A 16,105-nucleotide genomic window follows, 5' to 3' on the forward strand; every position below is an offset into this window, starting at 1 on the left:
CTTCTTTTTTCATGATTTTGGATAATCAGCCTGCCGCTTTTGTTTCTTCTCTTTTTCAGCACGGTATTTCCGAAATCCAACATACGTTAAAGTGAGTAAAATCATACTGCCTGTTGTTAAAATGACCCATAACAGCGATGGATCGGCTTCATCTTGATCGACGTTAGCAAATACACTAGATAAATCCTCTTCCAGCTTTGTGAGACGCTCAAGCTTTGTCCCACTCGAAGCTTTTAAAAATTCACCTTGTTCGATCACTTCCATGTGCTGCTTAATCGTCTGAAGCTTTTCAGGCGAAATATCGATGGTTAAACTCGGATAAATCATATCGTATAAAGAAACGAGCTCATTCCAAGTTTCATAGAACGTTGTGGACTCTGGATCTTTCACTTCCTTTTTCAACGTAGGAAAAGACCCCATTATGGGCTTCTCCAGGGAACCCCAAAGAGGTTCAGAATCCGATTGAATCGCATCGATCAGCATTCTAAACTGAGAAGCATAACGAAGCTTTTCGCGCTCATTCAATTCTTCCTGCGGGAGCCCTTTAATGATATCTTGATAGCCAAGTGTAATTTGCCGAACCTGTGTATTTGTCAGAGTTCCACGCCAATTCTCAGCTTTAAATGTCTTTTCAACATACAATGCGACCTGTAATGCCTCATCATATTTAGCTTGTCTCGTTAATTGAAAGATTGAATCTGATAGTTCCGTTAATTCTTGCAGCGTTTTAGCGGCTGTTTCCTCACCTTTAGCTACAGCTGGATGTAATACGAGAAAAAATAATAGAATCATCGCGATTGGCTTTCGTTTCATGCAAGTCCCTCCTAGCCCTTCTCCATACAGCGTATGAAGAAAAGGACAAGGTTAGACCAACATTGTTAAGGGAGTTCTAGCTTGATCGATTTTTTCGATAGAACGAGATAATACGAAACAAGAAGAACAGCGATACTCAACCAAAACGTGACATAGCCGATCTCATTCGAATATGCAGAAAGCATTGAATACCGGGGCATCATACCAAACACATAATCAATCACATCATTATGTAAAATCCAAATGCCAGCTACAACTAAGTGGCGCATCTGAAAACGATAATACGGCGCATATAATACAGCCTGAACCGCCATCGCAAAGTGAGACCCAATTAGCATGTAGCCTTCCCACGGGAAATCATCAACCGAAACGAGAACAAAAATATTCATTCCGACAGCCCATAACCCATATTTAATCAAGGTCACAAGCGCGAGCGCTTCAAAATAAGGAGCGTGACGCTTCATCAGAAACGCAAGTAATACAAATAAAAAGAAAAAGCTTGCCGTTGGGCTATCTGGAACAAAAGCTAAAAAGATAGCCGGCGTCTCTACGAGCTGCGGAATATACCAATAATAGCCGTACACAGTGCCAAGAAAATTAACAATAAGCACCAGCACAAGCATGTAGCGCGTGGCTAACAAATATTGAATCCATCTCATATGTCTCTTCACTCACGATCTGTTAAAATCAGAAAAAAGCTGACAGCGCCAGCTTTTTTCTCTTTTGAGTATATCCTTGTACTTGCTTTTAAACAACTGAATTATTTAGATTTGACCTCAGATAAATATTTAGAGAGCTTTTCAAGTTCTTCATCGCTGCCTTTAAAGATGCCCTTAGGCATGTTACCTTTTCCTTCTACAGCAATTTTAGCAATTGCTTCAGGCGAAAGACCGTTATCAACAAGTGACGGTCCGGCTGCTCCGCCTTGCATATTATCCCCGTGACAGGATATACATGTCTGCTCTTGATAAATTTTATACTCTTCGGCTGAGGTGTCAATCTCCGCTTCTTTCTTAATTTCACCTTGTTTCGCAGCTGCTTCCCAATCGTGAGTAGCAACAGACTCCCAAGTTAAATAGGTTGCTGCACCAACTGCAAGGATCATCATCCCTACTGCAATCGGTCTTCTATACGGTCTGCGTTCAGGACCAGAATCAAGAAATGGTGCGAGCAAAAGTGCACCAAACGCAATTCCAGGCATAATCATCGCGCCAACTACAGTATAGCTTCCTGCAGCAAATTCATATTTTAATAACTGGTACAAAAATAAGAAATACCAGTCTGGCAGCGGAATATAGCCCGTATCTGTTGGATCAGCCATCCGCTCAAGCGGAGGTGCATGAACAACAGTTAGGACAAGAAATCCAATTAAAAAAACGGCACCTACAAGCCATTCCTTTAAAAGAAAGTTCGGCCAAAAGGCTTCTGTTTTCCCCGGATATTCGGAATAGTCTTTAGGTATGTTAGGTTTTCTTTCTGCCGGAATTCTAGAATCTCCGACAAACTTCATCCCTTTTCCCCTATGCAAAGTCATCCCCTCCTCATTGAACATTCATCAAACGCAAATTTTATAGCGGTCCAGAAATTCCTTGCTTACGAATCATAATAAAGTGGGCAGCCATCAGCCCGAATAATGCCGCTGGCAAGAAAAAGACATGGATCGCGAAAAATCTCGTCAGCGTTTGTGCTCCTACAATGTCAGGATGACCTGCAAGTAGCGTTTTGATCTCTTTTCCAATGAAAGGTGTTGCTTCTGCAATTTGAAGGCCAACCTTCGTCGCAAACAGCGCCTTCATATCCCATGGTAAAAGATAACCGGTAAAACCAAGTCCAAGCATCACAAAGAAAATGAGCACACCAACAATCCAATTTAGTTCTCTAGGCTTTTTATACGCCCCTTGGAAAAAGACCCTTAGCGTATGTAAAAACATCATGACAATCACTAGACTCGCACCCCAGTGGTGCATTCCTCTAACAATCTGACCAAATGCCACTTCATTTTGCAAATAATAGACAGATTCCCATGCATTTTTAATGTCCGGCACATAATACATCGTTAAAAACATGCCCGAAAGGACTTGGATGACTGTCACAAAAAACGTTAGACCGCCAAAACAATACACAAAAGCGGAGAAATGATGCGCTGGATTGACGTGCTCTGGCACTTCATGATCCGCAATATCTCTCCATATCGGTGTAATGTCTAGCCGCTCATCTACCCAATCGTAAATCTTGTTAAGCATCGTTACCCTTCCCCTTTCGGCACAGCTTTTCCAAGATAGAGGTATCCGTCCTTCACTTGCTGCTTATAATGGTCAAGCGGCGCAAGCGGTGGAGTTCCGGGTACGTTTGTACCATCCTTGTCGTACAGCCCATAGTGACACGGGCAGAAAAATTTGTTTGGATTTTTCGGATCACTGTTCCAGTTCACTGTACATCCTAAATGTTTACAGATTGGCGATAAAGCGACAATTTCATCCCCATCTTTGTACACCCATGCTGACCTAGATTCCTTTGACTCATACCACGCATCTACTTGATCAATTTTAAAGTCAAAGCGCTTCGGTTCCTTCGTCAGTTCATCAACACTGACAACTTGAACCATATCCTGATCCTCTGTTCCTTTTAGCACAGGGTCAAGCGCAAAGCGAACCATAGGCATGAGCATTCCAGCGGCCATAAATCCCCCCACGCCGGTCAACGTGTAATTCAAAAATTGACGCCTGGACACTCCATGTCTCTTCTCGCTCATTTTTTTCTCCCCCCCTCAGGTCGTCAGCTACTTTATAACTGAATTAGAAAAAATTTCATAAAACTAGGACACCCTCATAATATATCAATCTATTCACAAGGTCAACAACCTAAAAAGCTATGTACAATGCAAATGTAAGGGTTTTTATGAAGGGTTCCATTTTTGTAACAAAAAGTTCAAAATTTGTTCAACACTGTCTTGAATGAGTTTTTGCTTTAATTCGACCTTTAAGTGCTCTAGCGGAACCGGCTTCAAAAGAAATAGTGATTCACTGATTTCTGAATGCTCTTTCCAGTTGTGATCAGATGTGATGAACACGACATGCTGAAAATGCTCTTGTAAGGACTGTTTGACCGCAAGTATGTCTTCTTGTTTACGATCATTTACTTCTAAATATGTATGTGATGGAAAAAGAAACACACGCCCTTTCAGCTGTCTTTCAAGTTCCTCTGCCACAAGAATTGTAAACTCACCCAAAGACACAGTTTGTTTAATTTGATTCGCGTTAATTCCAACTAATGGAATGATAGCGGTATCAATGTAATCTTTAGATTGCAAAAAGCGATCCGCATCCTCCGCCTGAAACTTCATCTATTTCCCCTCTTTCATGACATAAGCCCTGCCTGTATAGGGCAAGGCTTATTGGTTCAGTTTATGATAATAGGCTTAATTCTTTTGCTAACTTATTAAATGTTTCTTGATCATGACGGTCAAGTGCTTCATCTATTTCTTTCATAAGTCGTTCTTTTTGGAAAGTAGCAATTGAGTGCTCTAGCACTTTCTCAGCTAGATCTTTATCTTTTTCATTTTCATAAAGGTCCTTTGGAATATGTGGGTTTGTTTCAAGAACCGCTGCATACTCCGGCGAACGATAAGCAGAACGGAAATTCAATTGAATAAACAAATCTTGCTGTTTATTCAAACGAATATCATGAAATGACTTTTCAGCATCTGTCGTCATAATGTTTTCTTTATAAAATCTAAAGGGAACTTCATCCACACAATGTGTTGACATTATGATTCCCCTTGGGCAAAATTCTGCTTGCTCTACAAAATGAACCTTTTCCATCAAAGAGTCGTGACTCATTAAATAATTTAATATCCAAACACACTCTCTACGCTTTAACTGATAATGGTTTAAGAACCACCGGATAAATTCCTTCTTTTCATTGACAGAAACAGGGGTCTGCATGTTATTCCCTCCTCTATCGTAAATTAAATTGCTATACATGAATTATTCAACAAACCAGTACTTCATTCCTGCAAACTATAAGGAAATTTCGTCTTCAATTCTTAAAATCGTTTCTTCAATTTCTTCATTCGTGCCATCTTTCTGAAGAACTTTACGTAATAACGGCAAGGCTTCTTTTTGTCTGCCTTCTTCTAAAAGGAACGAAGCATATTCATATAAAAAGTCACGTTCCTCATCAAAATCAGGCAGAGCAAGCTTGAAGTACTCGGCTGCTTCTTTGTATTCCTCTCGTCCGACAGAGGCAGATGCAGCATACCAATTCCATTTTGGATCATCTTCCCCAAAGCTTTTAACTTCTTTAATGACATCAAGGATTTCATCAAAAAGTTCTTCATTTAGATAGATCGCAAGCAATGTTTGAATCGCTTCAATATATCCTGGATCAAGGGCAAGTGCTTCTTGAAGCAACTTTTTCGCATCTTCCGAATCACCATTTTTCAAATCAATCTTTGCACCATATAAATATAATTCTTTGTTATACTCATCAACTTTAATACCCTCTTTTACTACCTCTAAAGCCTCGTGATATAGTCCTTCTTCCTCATAACTTTTCGCTAAAGGCATATAAAGTGATGAATAAGACGGATCGATATCTTTTAGTTCTGAAAGTTGCTGAATGGCTGTTTTCGTTCTGCCAGCTCTCATCGCTGTAAATCCATAGCCAAAGAGTGTATTCGGGTCTGCTTGATCTTTTACTGCCTTTTCGTACCATTCAAGCGCATCCTCAAATTCTCCAGCTGTGCTGAGCGATTCAGCGAGCCGCTGGTATACATTGACGCCGCCAACCTCATTTTGTTGATCTGCAACTTTGTAGAAATAGTCGGCTGCTTTCTTTGAAAGACCTTGAGAAAAATACAATTCACCTAATGCAAAATCAATAATAGCTTCGTTTGGAAGTAGTTCTTTCGCTTTTAAAAGCTTTTGTTCACTGACTTCAAATAGTCCCTGCATTTGATACAAATCTGCCATTAACAATAAACTCTCTGGATACGCATCGTCATCTTCAGGAATCGTTTCTAATACAGAAATCGCCTTCTCTTCTTCATCTGAGTCAATTAATAGCTCTGCATAAAAACACGTTAATCCGGTTTCCTCTGGATATATATCATGTAAATCACTGATGAGATTTCGCGCTTTGTCGATATCTCCCCAGTCATAATATAACTGAGCTGCCTGCGCTTTTTCTTCATCGTGCAAATGCTTTTCTGCTCGAGCAAGTGTTTGAAGTCCTTTTTCAGTCTCACCTGCCTCAACTAATTTTATGGCTTCTTGTAATGAACTATTCAAATCAAACCGTTCCTTTCTGTTTCCAAAAACCTAAACTGTTGTTACTTCATATCATAATCGACAGCTACACATCCAGCAAATATGTTGCTCTTTTAAAATGAACCCATTTTAGTGTTTTAAAGACTCTTTTTCAATTAATCCTTTACGAAACTGACGATTTGTAAACTGCTGGCACTCAAAAATCATTTTTTATCGGGCAAAATGATTTTTTTCAAGGTTTCACCTTGAGACAAGCTATGCTATATTTCTTTCAAATATGCAAAAGGAAAGAAAAAGCCTGAGGACATCCTCAGACTGTTTTCGTTAAGTATTCAATATGTTCAAAGAAATTCGGGTAAGATACACGCACGGCATCTGTATCTTCAATCTCGACTGCTTGTTCTGAGATACATGCGGCAATACCTAACATCATACCGATTCGGTGATCTCCGTAGCTTGAGACGACTGCGCCGCCTTTAAGCGTGGTTTTACCATGAATTTTCATTCCATCATCCGTTGCTTCAATATCGGCACCAAGTTTTTTGAGTTCAGAAACCACTGTATCAATTCGATTGGTTTCTTTTACTTTTAACTCAGCAGCATCTTTAATGATCGTCGTACCTTCCGCTTGGGTAGCAAGAAGCGCAATAATAGGAATTTCATCGATGAGTCTTGAGATCATATCACCAGAAATTTCAATTCCTTTTAATGAAGAGGTAGAAATCGTTAAATCACCATATGGTTCTCCGCCTTTGGCATCCACTTCATTGATCTCAAGATTCGCACCCATTTGTTTCAGCACATCAATAATACCCGTTCTTGTTTTATTTAGGCCGACATTTTTTAATACAATCCGGCTGTTAGGAACGATAGATCCAGCTACAAGGAAGAATGCAGCTGAAGAGATGTCCCCAGGGACAAATATATCTGTTGCTTTTAACGTTTGTCCACCTTCGATTGAAACACTTTGTGCATCTTCATGTAGTGATACACCAAACATTGAGAGCATTCTTTCTGTATGATCTCTTGATTTATGTGGTTCAGTTAACGTCGTCGTTCCCTCTGCTTGAAGTCCAGCTAAAAGGACAGCAGACTTAATTTGTGCACTTGCAACCGGAGACTTATAAGAGATGGCTTTTAAATTACCACCACGAATAGACAGTGGCGTATACTCGCCGTTTGCTCTGCCATCTATTTTGGCACCTAGTTGTTTAAGTGGATCAGTCACCCGTTTCATTGGTCTTTTGGCAATACTTTCGTCACCGATCAATGTACTGTGAAACTCACAACCAGCTAAGATCCCCATCATTAAACGAATGGTTGTACCAGAATTACCAACATCGAGGATGTCAGCCGGCTCCTTAAGCTCTTTCAGTCCCTTGCCATGGATGATAACATCTGTACCTTTTTGTTCGATTTCAACGCCCATCTTTCTAAAGCAATCAATCGTACTTAAACAATCGGCTCCAGGAAGAAAGTTTTTCACCACTGTTGTCCCATCAGCAATTGCACCAAACATCACTGATCTATGAGAAATGGATTTATCGCCTGGAATATGAATTTCTCCGTTCATAGGAGCATTTTTATGAATTTTCATGTTTGTCACCTCAGTCAGCATAAAATGTATCGTAATTCGCTCTATTTTTTATACAGATTTCTGCACGCTTGCGATCATCATCTGTTTGAAAACTAATGCGTAAAATCCCGTTAATGTCTTCTCGCGTTTCAATAATACGGATATTTGTAATACTAATATTCTCACTTGCTAGATGCCCTGTAATCTCCGATATGACCCCAGGGTGATCCGGAACATCCACATAAAGATCATAAAAAGCAGGAATCGCTCCTTTTTTCCTCAGAGGAAGACCATCACGATATTCCTTTGCATCTTGAAAATAAGAGAACAATCCCTCAGCGTCTTCTTGCTGAACAAAGGACTCAATGCGGTCGATCTCTTTTTTCCATTCATGGAACCGGTCTAAAATCTTGTTTTTATTGTGCAGAAGGATATCTCGCCACATTGCAGGATTACTTGAAGCAATTCGCGTAATATCACGAAAACCTCCAGCAGCAAACCGTTTCACAAGAGGAAATTGTTCTTCAAAATGATGCGCTTGATGCACAAGACTAGCTGCAACAATATGAGGAAAATGACTAATAACACTTGTCACAGCGTCATGTTCTTCTGGGGTCATCTCAATGAAATGAGCATTTGTCCCTTTTAGCAAATCCTTCAAACGATCAACAGCCTGACGATTCGTTTCCTTTGCTGGCGTTAAAATGTAGAATGCATTTTCAAATAAAAAGTCTTTCGCTGCAATAACACCTGATTTATGAGAGCCTGCCATTGGATGTCCACCAATAAATTGGTAGTGGCCAGGCAGCGTTTTTTCAGCAAAATTGACAACCTTTTGCTTTGTGCTACCAACATCAGTAATCATGAGCTCTCTTTCAATACCAGATGCTGCAATATCACTTAGCATTTTGACTGTTTGTTGGACTGGCGTTGCCAAAATAATGGTTGCTGATTCATGTAAACCTGCTATGAATGAATCGGCTGTTGCATCAATGATACCTAGCTTTGTTGCAGCAACCATTTGCTCCTCGGAAACATCGTAGCCTACAATTTTTTTATGAGGATACTCTTTTTTAATTGACAGTGCAATGGAACCACCAATTAAACCAAGTCCAGCGATTAATATTGTTTCGTTTGCATCGTTCATGTTCATCACCTGATTTTTCGCGAAAATTAAACAAGCCATTTCAAAAGCTTATATGTATATTGGGTTGGTACAATGAAAGCCATATCCTATAGCAGGATATGACTTCATTGTTATGCTACGCACGAATGCCTTGTAATAAATCGGCAAGTGTACTTAGAATTTCTTCATTTTGCTCCTTTGTTCCCACAGTAATACGTAAAGAAGTTGGGAAACCAAGTGCTTTACCAGAACGAACAATATAGCCTTTTTTCAATAGTGCTTGAAACAGTTCGTCTGCATCTCTTTTAAAATCAATGAGTACAAAGTTTGTTTGAGACGGATAGATAAATAGTCCAAAACGGTCAGCAAATTCTTGATATTGCATAAGACCTGCCTCATTTTTTTGCCTGCACGATTGAATAAAGTCTTGATCTTTTATGGCTGCACGTGCAGCTGCCTGAGCGATACGACTTGTATTAAATGGCTCCCTCGCTGGTTCAATGGCAGTAATCAGTTCTTCTGACGCAATCCCATAGCCTACTCGAAGCGCCGCAAGCCCATAGGCTTTAGAAAACGTACGAAGTACGATGATATTTTGATATGAGTTTAATAAAGATAAACTGTTCGGGAAATCTTCCGCCCGAACGTATTCAAAATACGCTTCATCTAGAACGACAAGCACGTGAGGTGGTACTTGATCTAAAAACGCCACAAGCTCGGCTTCTGATAAATGATTCCCAGTCGGGTTATTTGGATTACACACCCACAAGACCTTCGTTTTTTCATCAATCGAATCCAGCATCCCTTGGAGATCGTGAGCTCCTTCTTCTAAAAGAGGCACTTCTCGAATCTCTGCATGTTCAATCACTGCATTGTGACGGTATTGCGGAAAAGATGGAGACGGGATGACGGTATTTGTATGTTGGTCAAGGAATGCCCTAGCAATAATTTGCACAAGTTCATCTGAGCCATTCCCGAATATTAATTGTTTTTCACTTACTTGAAGAAACTCAGCCAGCTCCGTTCTTAAACTTGCGCTGTATCCATCTGGATAAATCGCTAAATGTTCGAGCTCAGCTTGTATCGCCTCTCTTGCATGTGTGGAACATCCAAAAGGGTTTTCATTTGAAGCCAATTTCACAATTTTGTCTAATTGATATTCTTTTTTGACCTCTTCAATTGGTTTCCCAGGTTGATACGGTTTTAGTTGTTTTAATTGATCTTTGATTTGCAAAATGTTTCACCTCATTTGAATGAATAGAGGGGACTAAATGTTTTTGCATATGTTTCAAATTCTCTTAAAGCATCTTGACGTGTATCACTTGCTAATAATTGTTCTTGAAGCTCTTCAATTTTTTTCACAAGTGCACTGCCTACAACGACACCGTCACTCATTTTATTCATTGAGTCTACCTGCTCTCTTGTTGAAATGCCAAAACCTACCGCAACCGGTATGTGACTCAGCTGTTTCACTTGTTGAATAAAATCAGTAATTGATGCGTCAAAGGATTGCCGGACACCTGTTACACCAAGAGATGAAACACAGTACACAAAACCTTCTGCCTGCTCTACAATTTTTTCTAATCGTTCCTTGCTTGTTGGTGCAACGAGCGAAATATATGAAATGTCATGTGTCTGACAGTTCTCTTGCAGCTCGCTGCTCTCTTCAAACGGCAAGTCGGGTGTTAAGAGTCCCGAAATATGATTTTTGCGCAGTAAAGCGAAAAAGTATTCTGTGTCTAATTGTAACACAGGATTATAATACGTAAATAGAATTACGGGAATTTTTACACCGTTTTTTTTCATCTTCCCTGCTAATTCTATCGCTTTTACGATATTCATGCCATGATTTAGAGCTCTTTTGGAGGCTCTTTGAATGACAGGACCGTCCGCTAGCGGATCGGAATAAGGAACACCTAGTTCAATCGCATGCGCACCAGCTGCTTGAAGAGTGATGGCTAAATCAATAGTGATCTCTTCTGACGGATCTCCTGCCGTAATAAATGGAATGAATAATTTTTCATCTTGCTCTAATTGAAATGTGATCATTTTGTTTTGCCCTCACTTTCAAGCACATTCATTAATGTATGCACATCCTTATCTCCTCTTCCTGATAGGCAGACAAGGACAATTTCGTCTTCACTCATATTCCGGCTCATCTCAAACGCTTTGGCTAAGGCATGTGCTGATTCAATCGCTGGCAGAATTCCTTCTTTTTCTGTCAGCAGCTTTAGCGCATCTAATGCTTCTTGATCTGTGGCACTGACATATTGAACCCGGCCACTTGCATGCAAATATGCGTGCTCTGGTCCGATCCCAGGATAGTCTAATCCAGCGGAAATCGAATACGGCTCAATAATTTGGCCAAATTCGTCTTGGATCAGATATGTCAAAGATCCATGAATCACACCTTTTGTTCCTTTTGTGATGGTCGCTGCATGAAGGGGGGTGTCTATTCCTTTCCCTGCTGCTTCTACACCAATGATATCTACCTCTTCATCTAAGAACGCTCGGTACATTCCAATGGCATTACTCCCGCCGCCAACGCAGGCAATGACTTTATGAGGAAGCTGACCTTCTTTTTCAAGTATTTGCGTCTTTGCCTCATCACCGATCATCCGCTGGAATTCACTGACGATTTGAGGATACGGATGAGGTCCAACGACTGATCCAATCATGTAAAAATGATCGCTGCAGTGCTGGACCCAATAGCGGATGGCTTCGTTGGTTGCATCTTTTAATGTGCCGTTCCCGCTTGTGACAGGTATGACCTCAGCACCGAGCAATTTCATTCGGAATACATTGAGTGATTGTCTCTCCACGTCTTCTTTTCCCATAAATACGATGCAGGATAATCCAAATTTTGCGGCCACCGTTGCAGCAGCTACTCCGTGCTGACCTGCTCCTGTTTCGGCGATAATGTTTGATTTCCCCATTTTTTTCGCTAGCAGCGCCTGGCCAAGTGCATTGTTAATTTTGTGAGCGCCTGTGTGGTTTAAATCTTCTCTTTTTAAATAGATTTTTGCGCCGCCGAGGTATGCTGATAATTGGTCAGCGTATGTGAGCGCAGTCGGTCTGCCTGAATAGTTTCGCAGAAGCGATATATATTCCTTTTGAAAAGCAGGGTCTTCTTTTAATTCACGAAATGCTTTTTCGATTTCTTCTAGTGGCTGCATGAGCGTTTCAGGGACAAATTTCCCTCCGAATTCTCCATATCTGCCAATCTCATTTGGATATGCGTACATCGTTTAACATCCTTTCTTCGAGCGCTTTGATCTTTGCATTGCTTTTCTTCCCGTTTTCTTCTATTCCGCTTGAAAGATCGATAGCTTCTGGACCATAGGCAAGCAGTTCTGTAATCGTTACTGGCGTCACTCCGCCTGCAATGACGCAATTTTTGCTCAGATTTTTTGCATGCTGAACATATGAAGGTACCGCCTCCCATGCAAAAGCTGTTCCAGAACCGCCTCTTATCCCTTTTACTTTCGCATCAATGAGAAAGCCATCGACAAAGGGCGCAAATGCCGTCATTTTTTCGAGCGTTCCGGTTAAATTGGGCTCGTGGTGAAATACTTTCCATACGATAGCCCCTGTTTGCTCTTTTATTTCTTTTGCGTGTTCTCGTGTTTCATCTCCATGAAGCTGGACGATATCTAACGGAATGTGCTTTGTGATGTCGCACACTTTTTGTATCTTTTCATTCACAAATACACCGGCGATATCTTTCTCGCACTTCGTTTGTGCTAGCCATTGCTTCACTTGATCTGGATGGACCTGTCTTTTACTTGGAGCAAAGATAAATCCGATCGCATCCGCTTGAGATTGCGCGATGCAAGCGACGTCTTCTTGCGTGACAGCCCCGCAATATTTTACATAAGGCTTCGTCATGTTCACTCTCCAAACAACGCTTTAACGGCTTCTTCCTGTGATTGCTCTCTCATTAATGATTCGCCAACAAGAACAGCGCTTGCTCCATGGTTCTTCACAAAGGTCAGATCGTCAAATGTCTGAATGCCGCTTTCACTCACGAGTAAGACATCCTTTGGAACAAGTGGTGCAATCTCTTTTGTTTGCTCGACTGTTGTTGTAAATGTATTTAGATTCCGGTTGTTCACTCCAATGATCTCAGGGGTAAAAATGTTTAAGATGTTTGCCAGTGTATCTGCTGCATGAACTTCAACGAGGACATCAAGCCCTTTTTCTTTTGCTTCAGCATACAGCTCATACAGCTTCTTCGGCTCAAGCACTTCTCCAATTAATAAGATGGCATCAGCCCCTATGCGTTTTGATTCTTCTACTTGTATGGAATCAATGATGAAATCTTTTCTTAAAATAGGACATGCGACATGTTCTTTAATGAGGGACAGGTACTCGTTTTTCCCTTGGAAAAACGGTTCATCCGTTAAGACAGATAAGCAATCTGCGTTTGATTTTTCGTATGCTTTTGCTGTTTGTAAAGGATCAAAATTTGGTTGAATGATTCCTTTGGAAGGAGACGCTTTTTTTACCTCAGCAATAAGTCCAATCGAGCGATGAGGGTTTATAAGTGCTTCTTTAAATGACCGCCTTTCATAGTGTCCATCAGCAGGTAATTGCAAGGTTTGGATATGTTCTTTTTTACGCGTGATAATTTGATTAAGCATAGATCTCTTCCTCTTTCTTTTTTTGTTTTAAACGGGCCAATTGTTCTTTGGCTGCGCCGCTTTTAATTGTTTCTAATGCTTTTAATGTTCCTGCCATCAGGCTTTCTGACTTTCCTGCCACATATAAAGCAGCTCCAGCATTGAGAGCTGTAATATGAAGCGGGGCTCCTCCTATCTGATGATTCAATATATTCTGAATCAATTTGGCACTCTCTTCTGGTGAATTGACCTGAATGTCTGACAAGTGCCCTTTTTCCAGCCCAAAATCTTCTGGGTTTAGCGTATATTCTGTTATGACATCTTTTTTGAGTTCAATCACATATGAATTTGCTGTAATCGTTAATTCATCCAGCCCATCTTCCCCGCAAACAAACAGGACATGTTCTGGCTTTATAGGCGCTAGGGCTTTCGCCATTAATTTTGCCTTTTCCTTTGAATACACACCGATGATTTGCTTTTTGGCTTGCATTGGATGGCAAAGCGGACCTAATAGATTAAATACCGTCCGAAATCCGAGCTGCTTGCGGACTGCTGCTACTTGTTTCATAGATGAATGATAGAGCGGTGCAAATAAAAAGCCCATGTTTTTCTGCTGTATTTGTTGTCTTGTTTCTTCTGGTGTGGACTGAATTTGGATCCCAAGACATTCTAGCACGTCGGCACTCCCGCTTTTAGAAGAGACCGACCGATTTCCATGTTTGGCGATTTTGGCACCAGCAGCGGATGCTACAATGGCGGCAGCAGTTGATATATTAAATGTCGATAGCCCATCGCCTCCTGTACCGCACGTATCAACGACATCAAGCGACCCTTCCATTGGAGCTGCATTTTGTCTTATTGCTTTCACAAAGCCTGTCATCTCTTCGGAGGTTTCCCCTCTAAGCGCTAAAATGGATAGACTTGCAGCGACTTCAGCATCTGTTAAAGAGCCGCTCATCATATCATGCATCAGCATGTTCGCTTCATTTTCTGATAGAAGTCCACCATTAACAAGAGCTGATAGTCGTTGATTCATCTTGCACACTCTCCTTTTCTGAGAAAATATGTTCAGCAAGCTGAATGGCTTTCAGAAGTGCCCCGGCCTTGTTACACGTCTCTTCCCATTCGTTTTCAGGAATAGAGTCAGCGACAATGCCAGCGCCTGCTTGTATAGAAGCGATCTGATTTTTCACGCTCATGGTGCGAATGGTAATACAGGAGTCGATATTGCCGTCAAAGCCAATATAAGCAATACAGCCACCATACGTTTCTCTTGGCTCTGGCTCCATTTCATTTAATAATTGCATCGCCCTAATTTTCGGTGCACCTGTTAATGTGCCTGCTGGAAAAGCGGACATGAGCGCATCGACTGGATGCGTATCTTGCTTCAGCTTTCCTGTCACAATGGAGATGATGTGCATGACATGTGAAAAGTTCACTACTTTTGTAAAAGTTGGGACGGATACACTGCCGTATTCTGCCACACGGCCTACATCATTTCTGGCAAGGTCTACTAACATATAATGCTCTGCTTTTTCTTTTTCATCATCTAGCAGCTCTCTCGCTAGTGCAGCATCCTCTTCTTTTGATGTTCCTCGTTTTCTTGTGCCTGCGATCGGATGAATTTCTAAGTGCCCATTCTTGGCATGAATTAATCGTTCTGGCGAGCTTCCGACTAAATCTCGATCCTTTAATTTCATAAAATACATATAGGGAGATGGATTCACTATCCGAAGTACGCGGTACAATTCAAATGAACTCACTGACACAGGGATATCAAAGCGCTGCGAGAGTACCCCTTGGAAAATATCACCCGCTCTAATGTACTCCTTGATTTTTTCTACGTCCTTTAAAAATTGCGTTTTTTCATAGGTTGACGTCACTTGTTCAAAGGACGGTGTTTCGTTCATATTCCCTGATAAAATCAGTTCTTTCATATCAATCTTCATGTGAAGCTTGTGAATCATATGTTCAAGCCGCTGTTGATTTTCTTTGTAAGCTCTTATTTTTTCGTCTTCTGTTTCATTTCCGGTCAGCTGGGTGTATTGAATAAAATGAACATGATTCGTTTCATGGTCAAAAGCAATCATCGTTTGACAGACAAATAATGTGCAATGATCTGTCGATGATGCGTTCCTATGCGGTCTAACAGAAGGTTCAATGCTTGGGATGAGATCATAACTTAAGTACCCAACGGCACCGCCTGTAAACGGGATATCAACATCTGGTGTCTTGATTTGATATTGCTCTTTCATCCAGTCTAGTAAATCTTTCAGCTCTTGCTTTTGCATCACTTCCTGCCCAGCAGCATCACGTGCAATATATTGGTCTTGGTCGTCATGCAAGGTTAAGAAAGGGTGTAATCCGATGAAGGAATATCTCGACCAGCTAGAAGATTCGTCTTTGCTTTCTAGCAGATACACAATATCCTGTTTAAGTTTCTCAACAATTTGAATTGGTGAGAGTGTATCGACTGTAATGGTTTCAACAATCGGGATCGTTTTATGGGACTCACTGTCCCTTAAAAATTGGGTAAGGTTTGATTGGGATTTCATAAGCACACTCCTTAAATGGGATTAAGGAGAATGAGGGGACATCTAGAGGGTTTGTGTGAGTATACGAAATAAGCCTAAAAGAGGTTTGCTCTTTTAGGCAGTATGATTAAATAGAAGTATCGTATCTCTGCTCAACTCTACTC

Annotated in this window: 17 protein-coding genes; all 17 read right to left on the reverse strand. The window is 40.9% G+C overall.

The window, feature by feature from the left end:
• Nucleotides 1-9 precede the first annotated feature (9 nt).
• The 17 genes from ypjB to trpE all read right to left on the reverse strand — a co-directional run bounded on the left by ypjB (nt 10) and on the right by trpE (nt 15,962).
• Nucleotides 10-813, reverse strand: a complete 804-nt coding sequence (gene ypjB / locus C6W18_RS01750; protein WP_034318951.1) for a sporulation protein YpjB — start codon at nt 811-813, stop codon at nt 10-12.
• A gap of 65 nt (nt 814-878) precedes the next feature.
• On the reverse strand, nt 879-1,472 hold the full coding sequence (gene lhaT / locus C6W18_RS01755) for a lipoprotein heptaprenylglyceryl N-acetyltransferase LhaT (RefSeq protein ID WP_105925601.1): 594 nt from the start codon (nt 1,470-1,472) through the stop codon (nt 879-881).
• A gap of 101 nt (nt 1,473-1,573) precedes the next feature.
• Entirely contained in the window at nt 1,574-2,341 is a 768-nt protein-coding gene (locus tag C6W18_RS01760) for a menaquinol-cytochrome c reductase cytochrome b/c subunit (protein ID WP_105925603.1), read from the reverse strand.
• 40 nt (nt 2,342-2,381) lie between these two features.
• Nucleotides 2,382-3,056 (reverse strand): menaquinol-cytochrome c reductase cytochrome b subunit, encoded by a 675-nt coding sequence (gene qcrB / locus C6W18_RS01765; RefSeq protein ID WP_003215804.1) that lies wholly within the window; start codon nt 3,054-3,056, stop codon nt 2,382-2,384.
• Between the two features lie 2 nt (nt 3,057-3,058).
• A complete protein-coding gene (locus tag C6W18_RS01770) occupies nt 3,059-3,565 on the reverse strand; it encodes a ubiquinol-cytochrome c reductase iron-sulfur subunit (RefSeq protein WP_034318946.1) in 507 nt (168 codons plus the stop codon).
• 144 nt (nt 3,566-3,709) lie between these two features.
• Nucleotides 3,710-4,156: a YpiF family protein gene (locus C6W18_RS01775; protein WP_105925605.1), complete on the reverse strand. Its 447-nt coding sequence runs from the start codon at nt 4,154-4,156 to the stop codon at nt 3,710-3,712.
• Between the two features lie 61 nt (nt 4,157-4,217).
• Complete coding sequence (locus tag C6W18_RS01780) at nt 4,218-4,757, reverse strand: ReoY family proteolytic degradation factor (RefSeq protein WP_008344562.1); 540 nt, start codon at nt 4,755-4,757, stop codon at nt 4,218-4,220.
• 75 nt (nt 4,758-4,832) lie between these two features.
• Nucleotides 4,833-6,104: a tetratricopeptide repeat protein gene (locus tag C6W18_RS01785; RefSeq protein WP_034318942.1), complete on the reverse strand. Its 1,272-nt coding sequence runs from the start codon at nt 6,102-6,104 to the stop codon at nt 4,833-4,835.
• Between the two features lie 289 nt (nt 6,105-6,393).
• Nucleotides 6,394-7,680 (reverse strand): 3-phosphoshikimate 1-carboxyvinyltransferase, encoded by a 1,287-nt coding sequence (aroA, locus tag C6W18_RS01790; RefSeq protein WP_105925607.1) that lies wholly within the window; start codon nt 7,678-7,680, stop codon nt 6,394-6,396.
• Between the two features lie 10 nt (nt 7,681-7,690).
• A complete protein-coding gene (locus C6W18_RS01795) occupies nt 7,691-8,806 on the reverse strand; it encodes a prephenate dehydrogenase (protein ID WP_105925609.1) in 1,116 nt (371 codons plus the stop codon).
• A gap of 115 nt (nt 8,807-8,921) precedes the next feature.
• Nucleotides 8,922-10,019 (reverse strand): histidinol-phosphate transaminase, encoded by a 1,098-nt coding sequence (hisC, locus tag C6W18_RS01800; RefSeq protein ID WP_034318935.1) that lies wholly within the window; start codon nt 10,017-10,019, stop codon nt 8,922-8,924.
• An 11-nt stretch (nt 10,020-10,030) separates the two neighbouring features.
• On the reverse strand, nt 10,031-10,834 hold the full coding sequence (gene trpA / locus C6W18_RS01805) for a tryptophan synthase subunit alpha (protein WP_105925611.1): 804 nt from the start codon (nt 10,832-10,834) through the stop codon (nt 10,031-10,033).
• A complete protein-coding gene (trpB, locus tag C6W18_RS01810; RefSeq protein WP_105925613.1) occupies nt 10,831-12,030 on the reverse strand; it encodes a tryptophan synthase subunit beta in 1,200 nt (399 codons plus the stop codon). The genes trpA and trpB overlap by 4 nt, the downstream gene beginning before the upstream one ends.
• The gene (locus C6W18_RS01815) at nt 12,011-12,673 is read right to left on the reverse strand and encodes a phosphoribosylanthranilate isomerase (RefSeq protein WP_189318016.1); all 663 of its coding nucleotides are present in this window, start codon (nt 12,671-12,673) and stop codon (nt 12,011-12,013) included. Before C6W18_RS01815 ends, trpB begins: the two co-directional genes overlap by 20 nt.
• Nucleotides 12,674-12,675: 2 nt before the next feature.
• A complete protein-coding gene (gene trpC, locus C6W18_RS01820; protein ID WP_105925617.1) occupies nt 12,676-13,428 on the reverse strand; it encodes an indole-3-glycerol phosphate synthase TrpC in 753 nt (250 codons plus the stop codon).
• Complete coding sequence (gene trpD / locus C6W18_RS01825; protein WP_105925619.1) at nt 13,421-14,443, reverse strand: anthranilate phosphoribosyltransferase; 1,023 nt, start codon at nt 14,441-14,443, stop codon at nt 13,421-13,423. Before trpD ends, trpC begins: the two co-directional genes overlap by 8 nt.
• Nucleotides 14,415-15,962 carry an anthranilate synthase component I gene (gene trpE, locus C6W18_RS01830; protein ID WP_034318918.1) on the reverse strand — a complete coding sequence of 516 codons (1,548 nt, stop codon included), beginning with the start codon at nt 15,960-15,962 and terminating at the stop codon, nt 14,415-14,417. Before trpE ends, trpD begins: the two co-directional genes overlap by 29 nt.
• Between the last annotated feature and the right edge of the window lie 143 nt (nt 15,963-16,105).

The sequence above is a fragment of the Bacillus sp. LLTC93 genome, from assembly GCF_002993125.1.
Lineage (GTDB): Bacteria > Bacillota > Bacilli > Bacillales > Bacillaceae > Bacillus > Bacillus zhangzhouensis.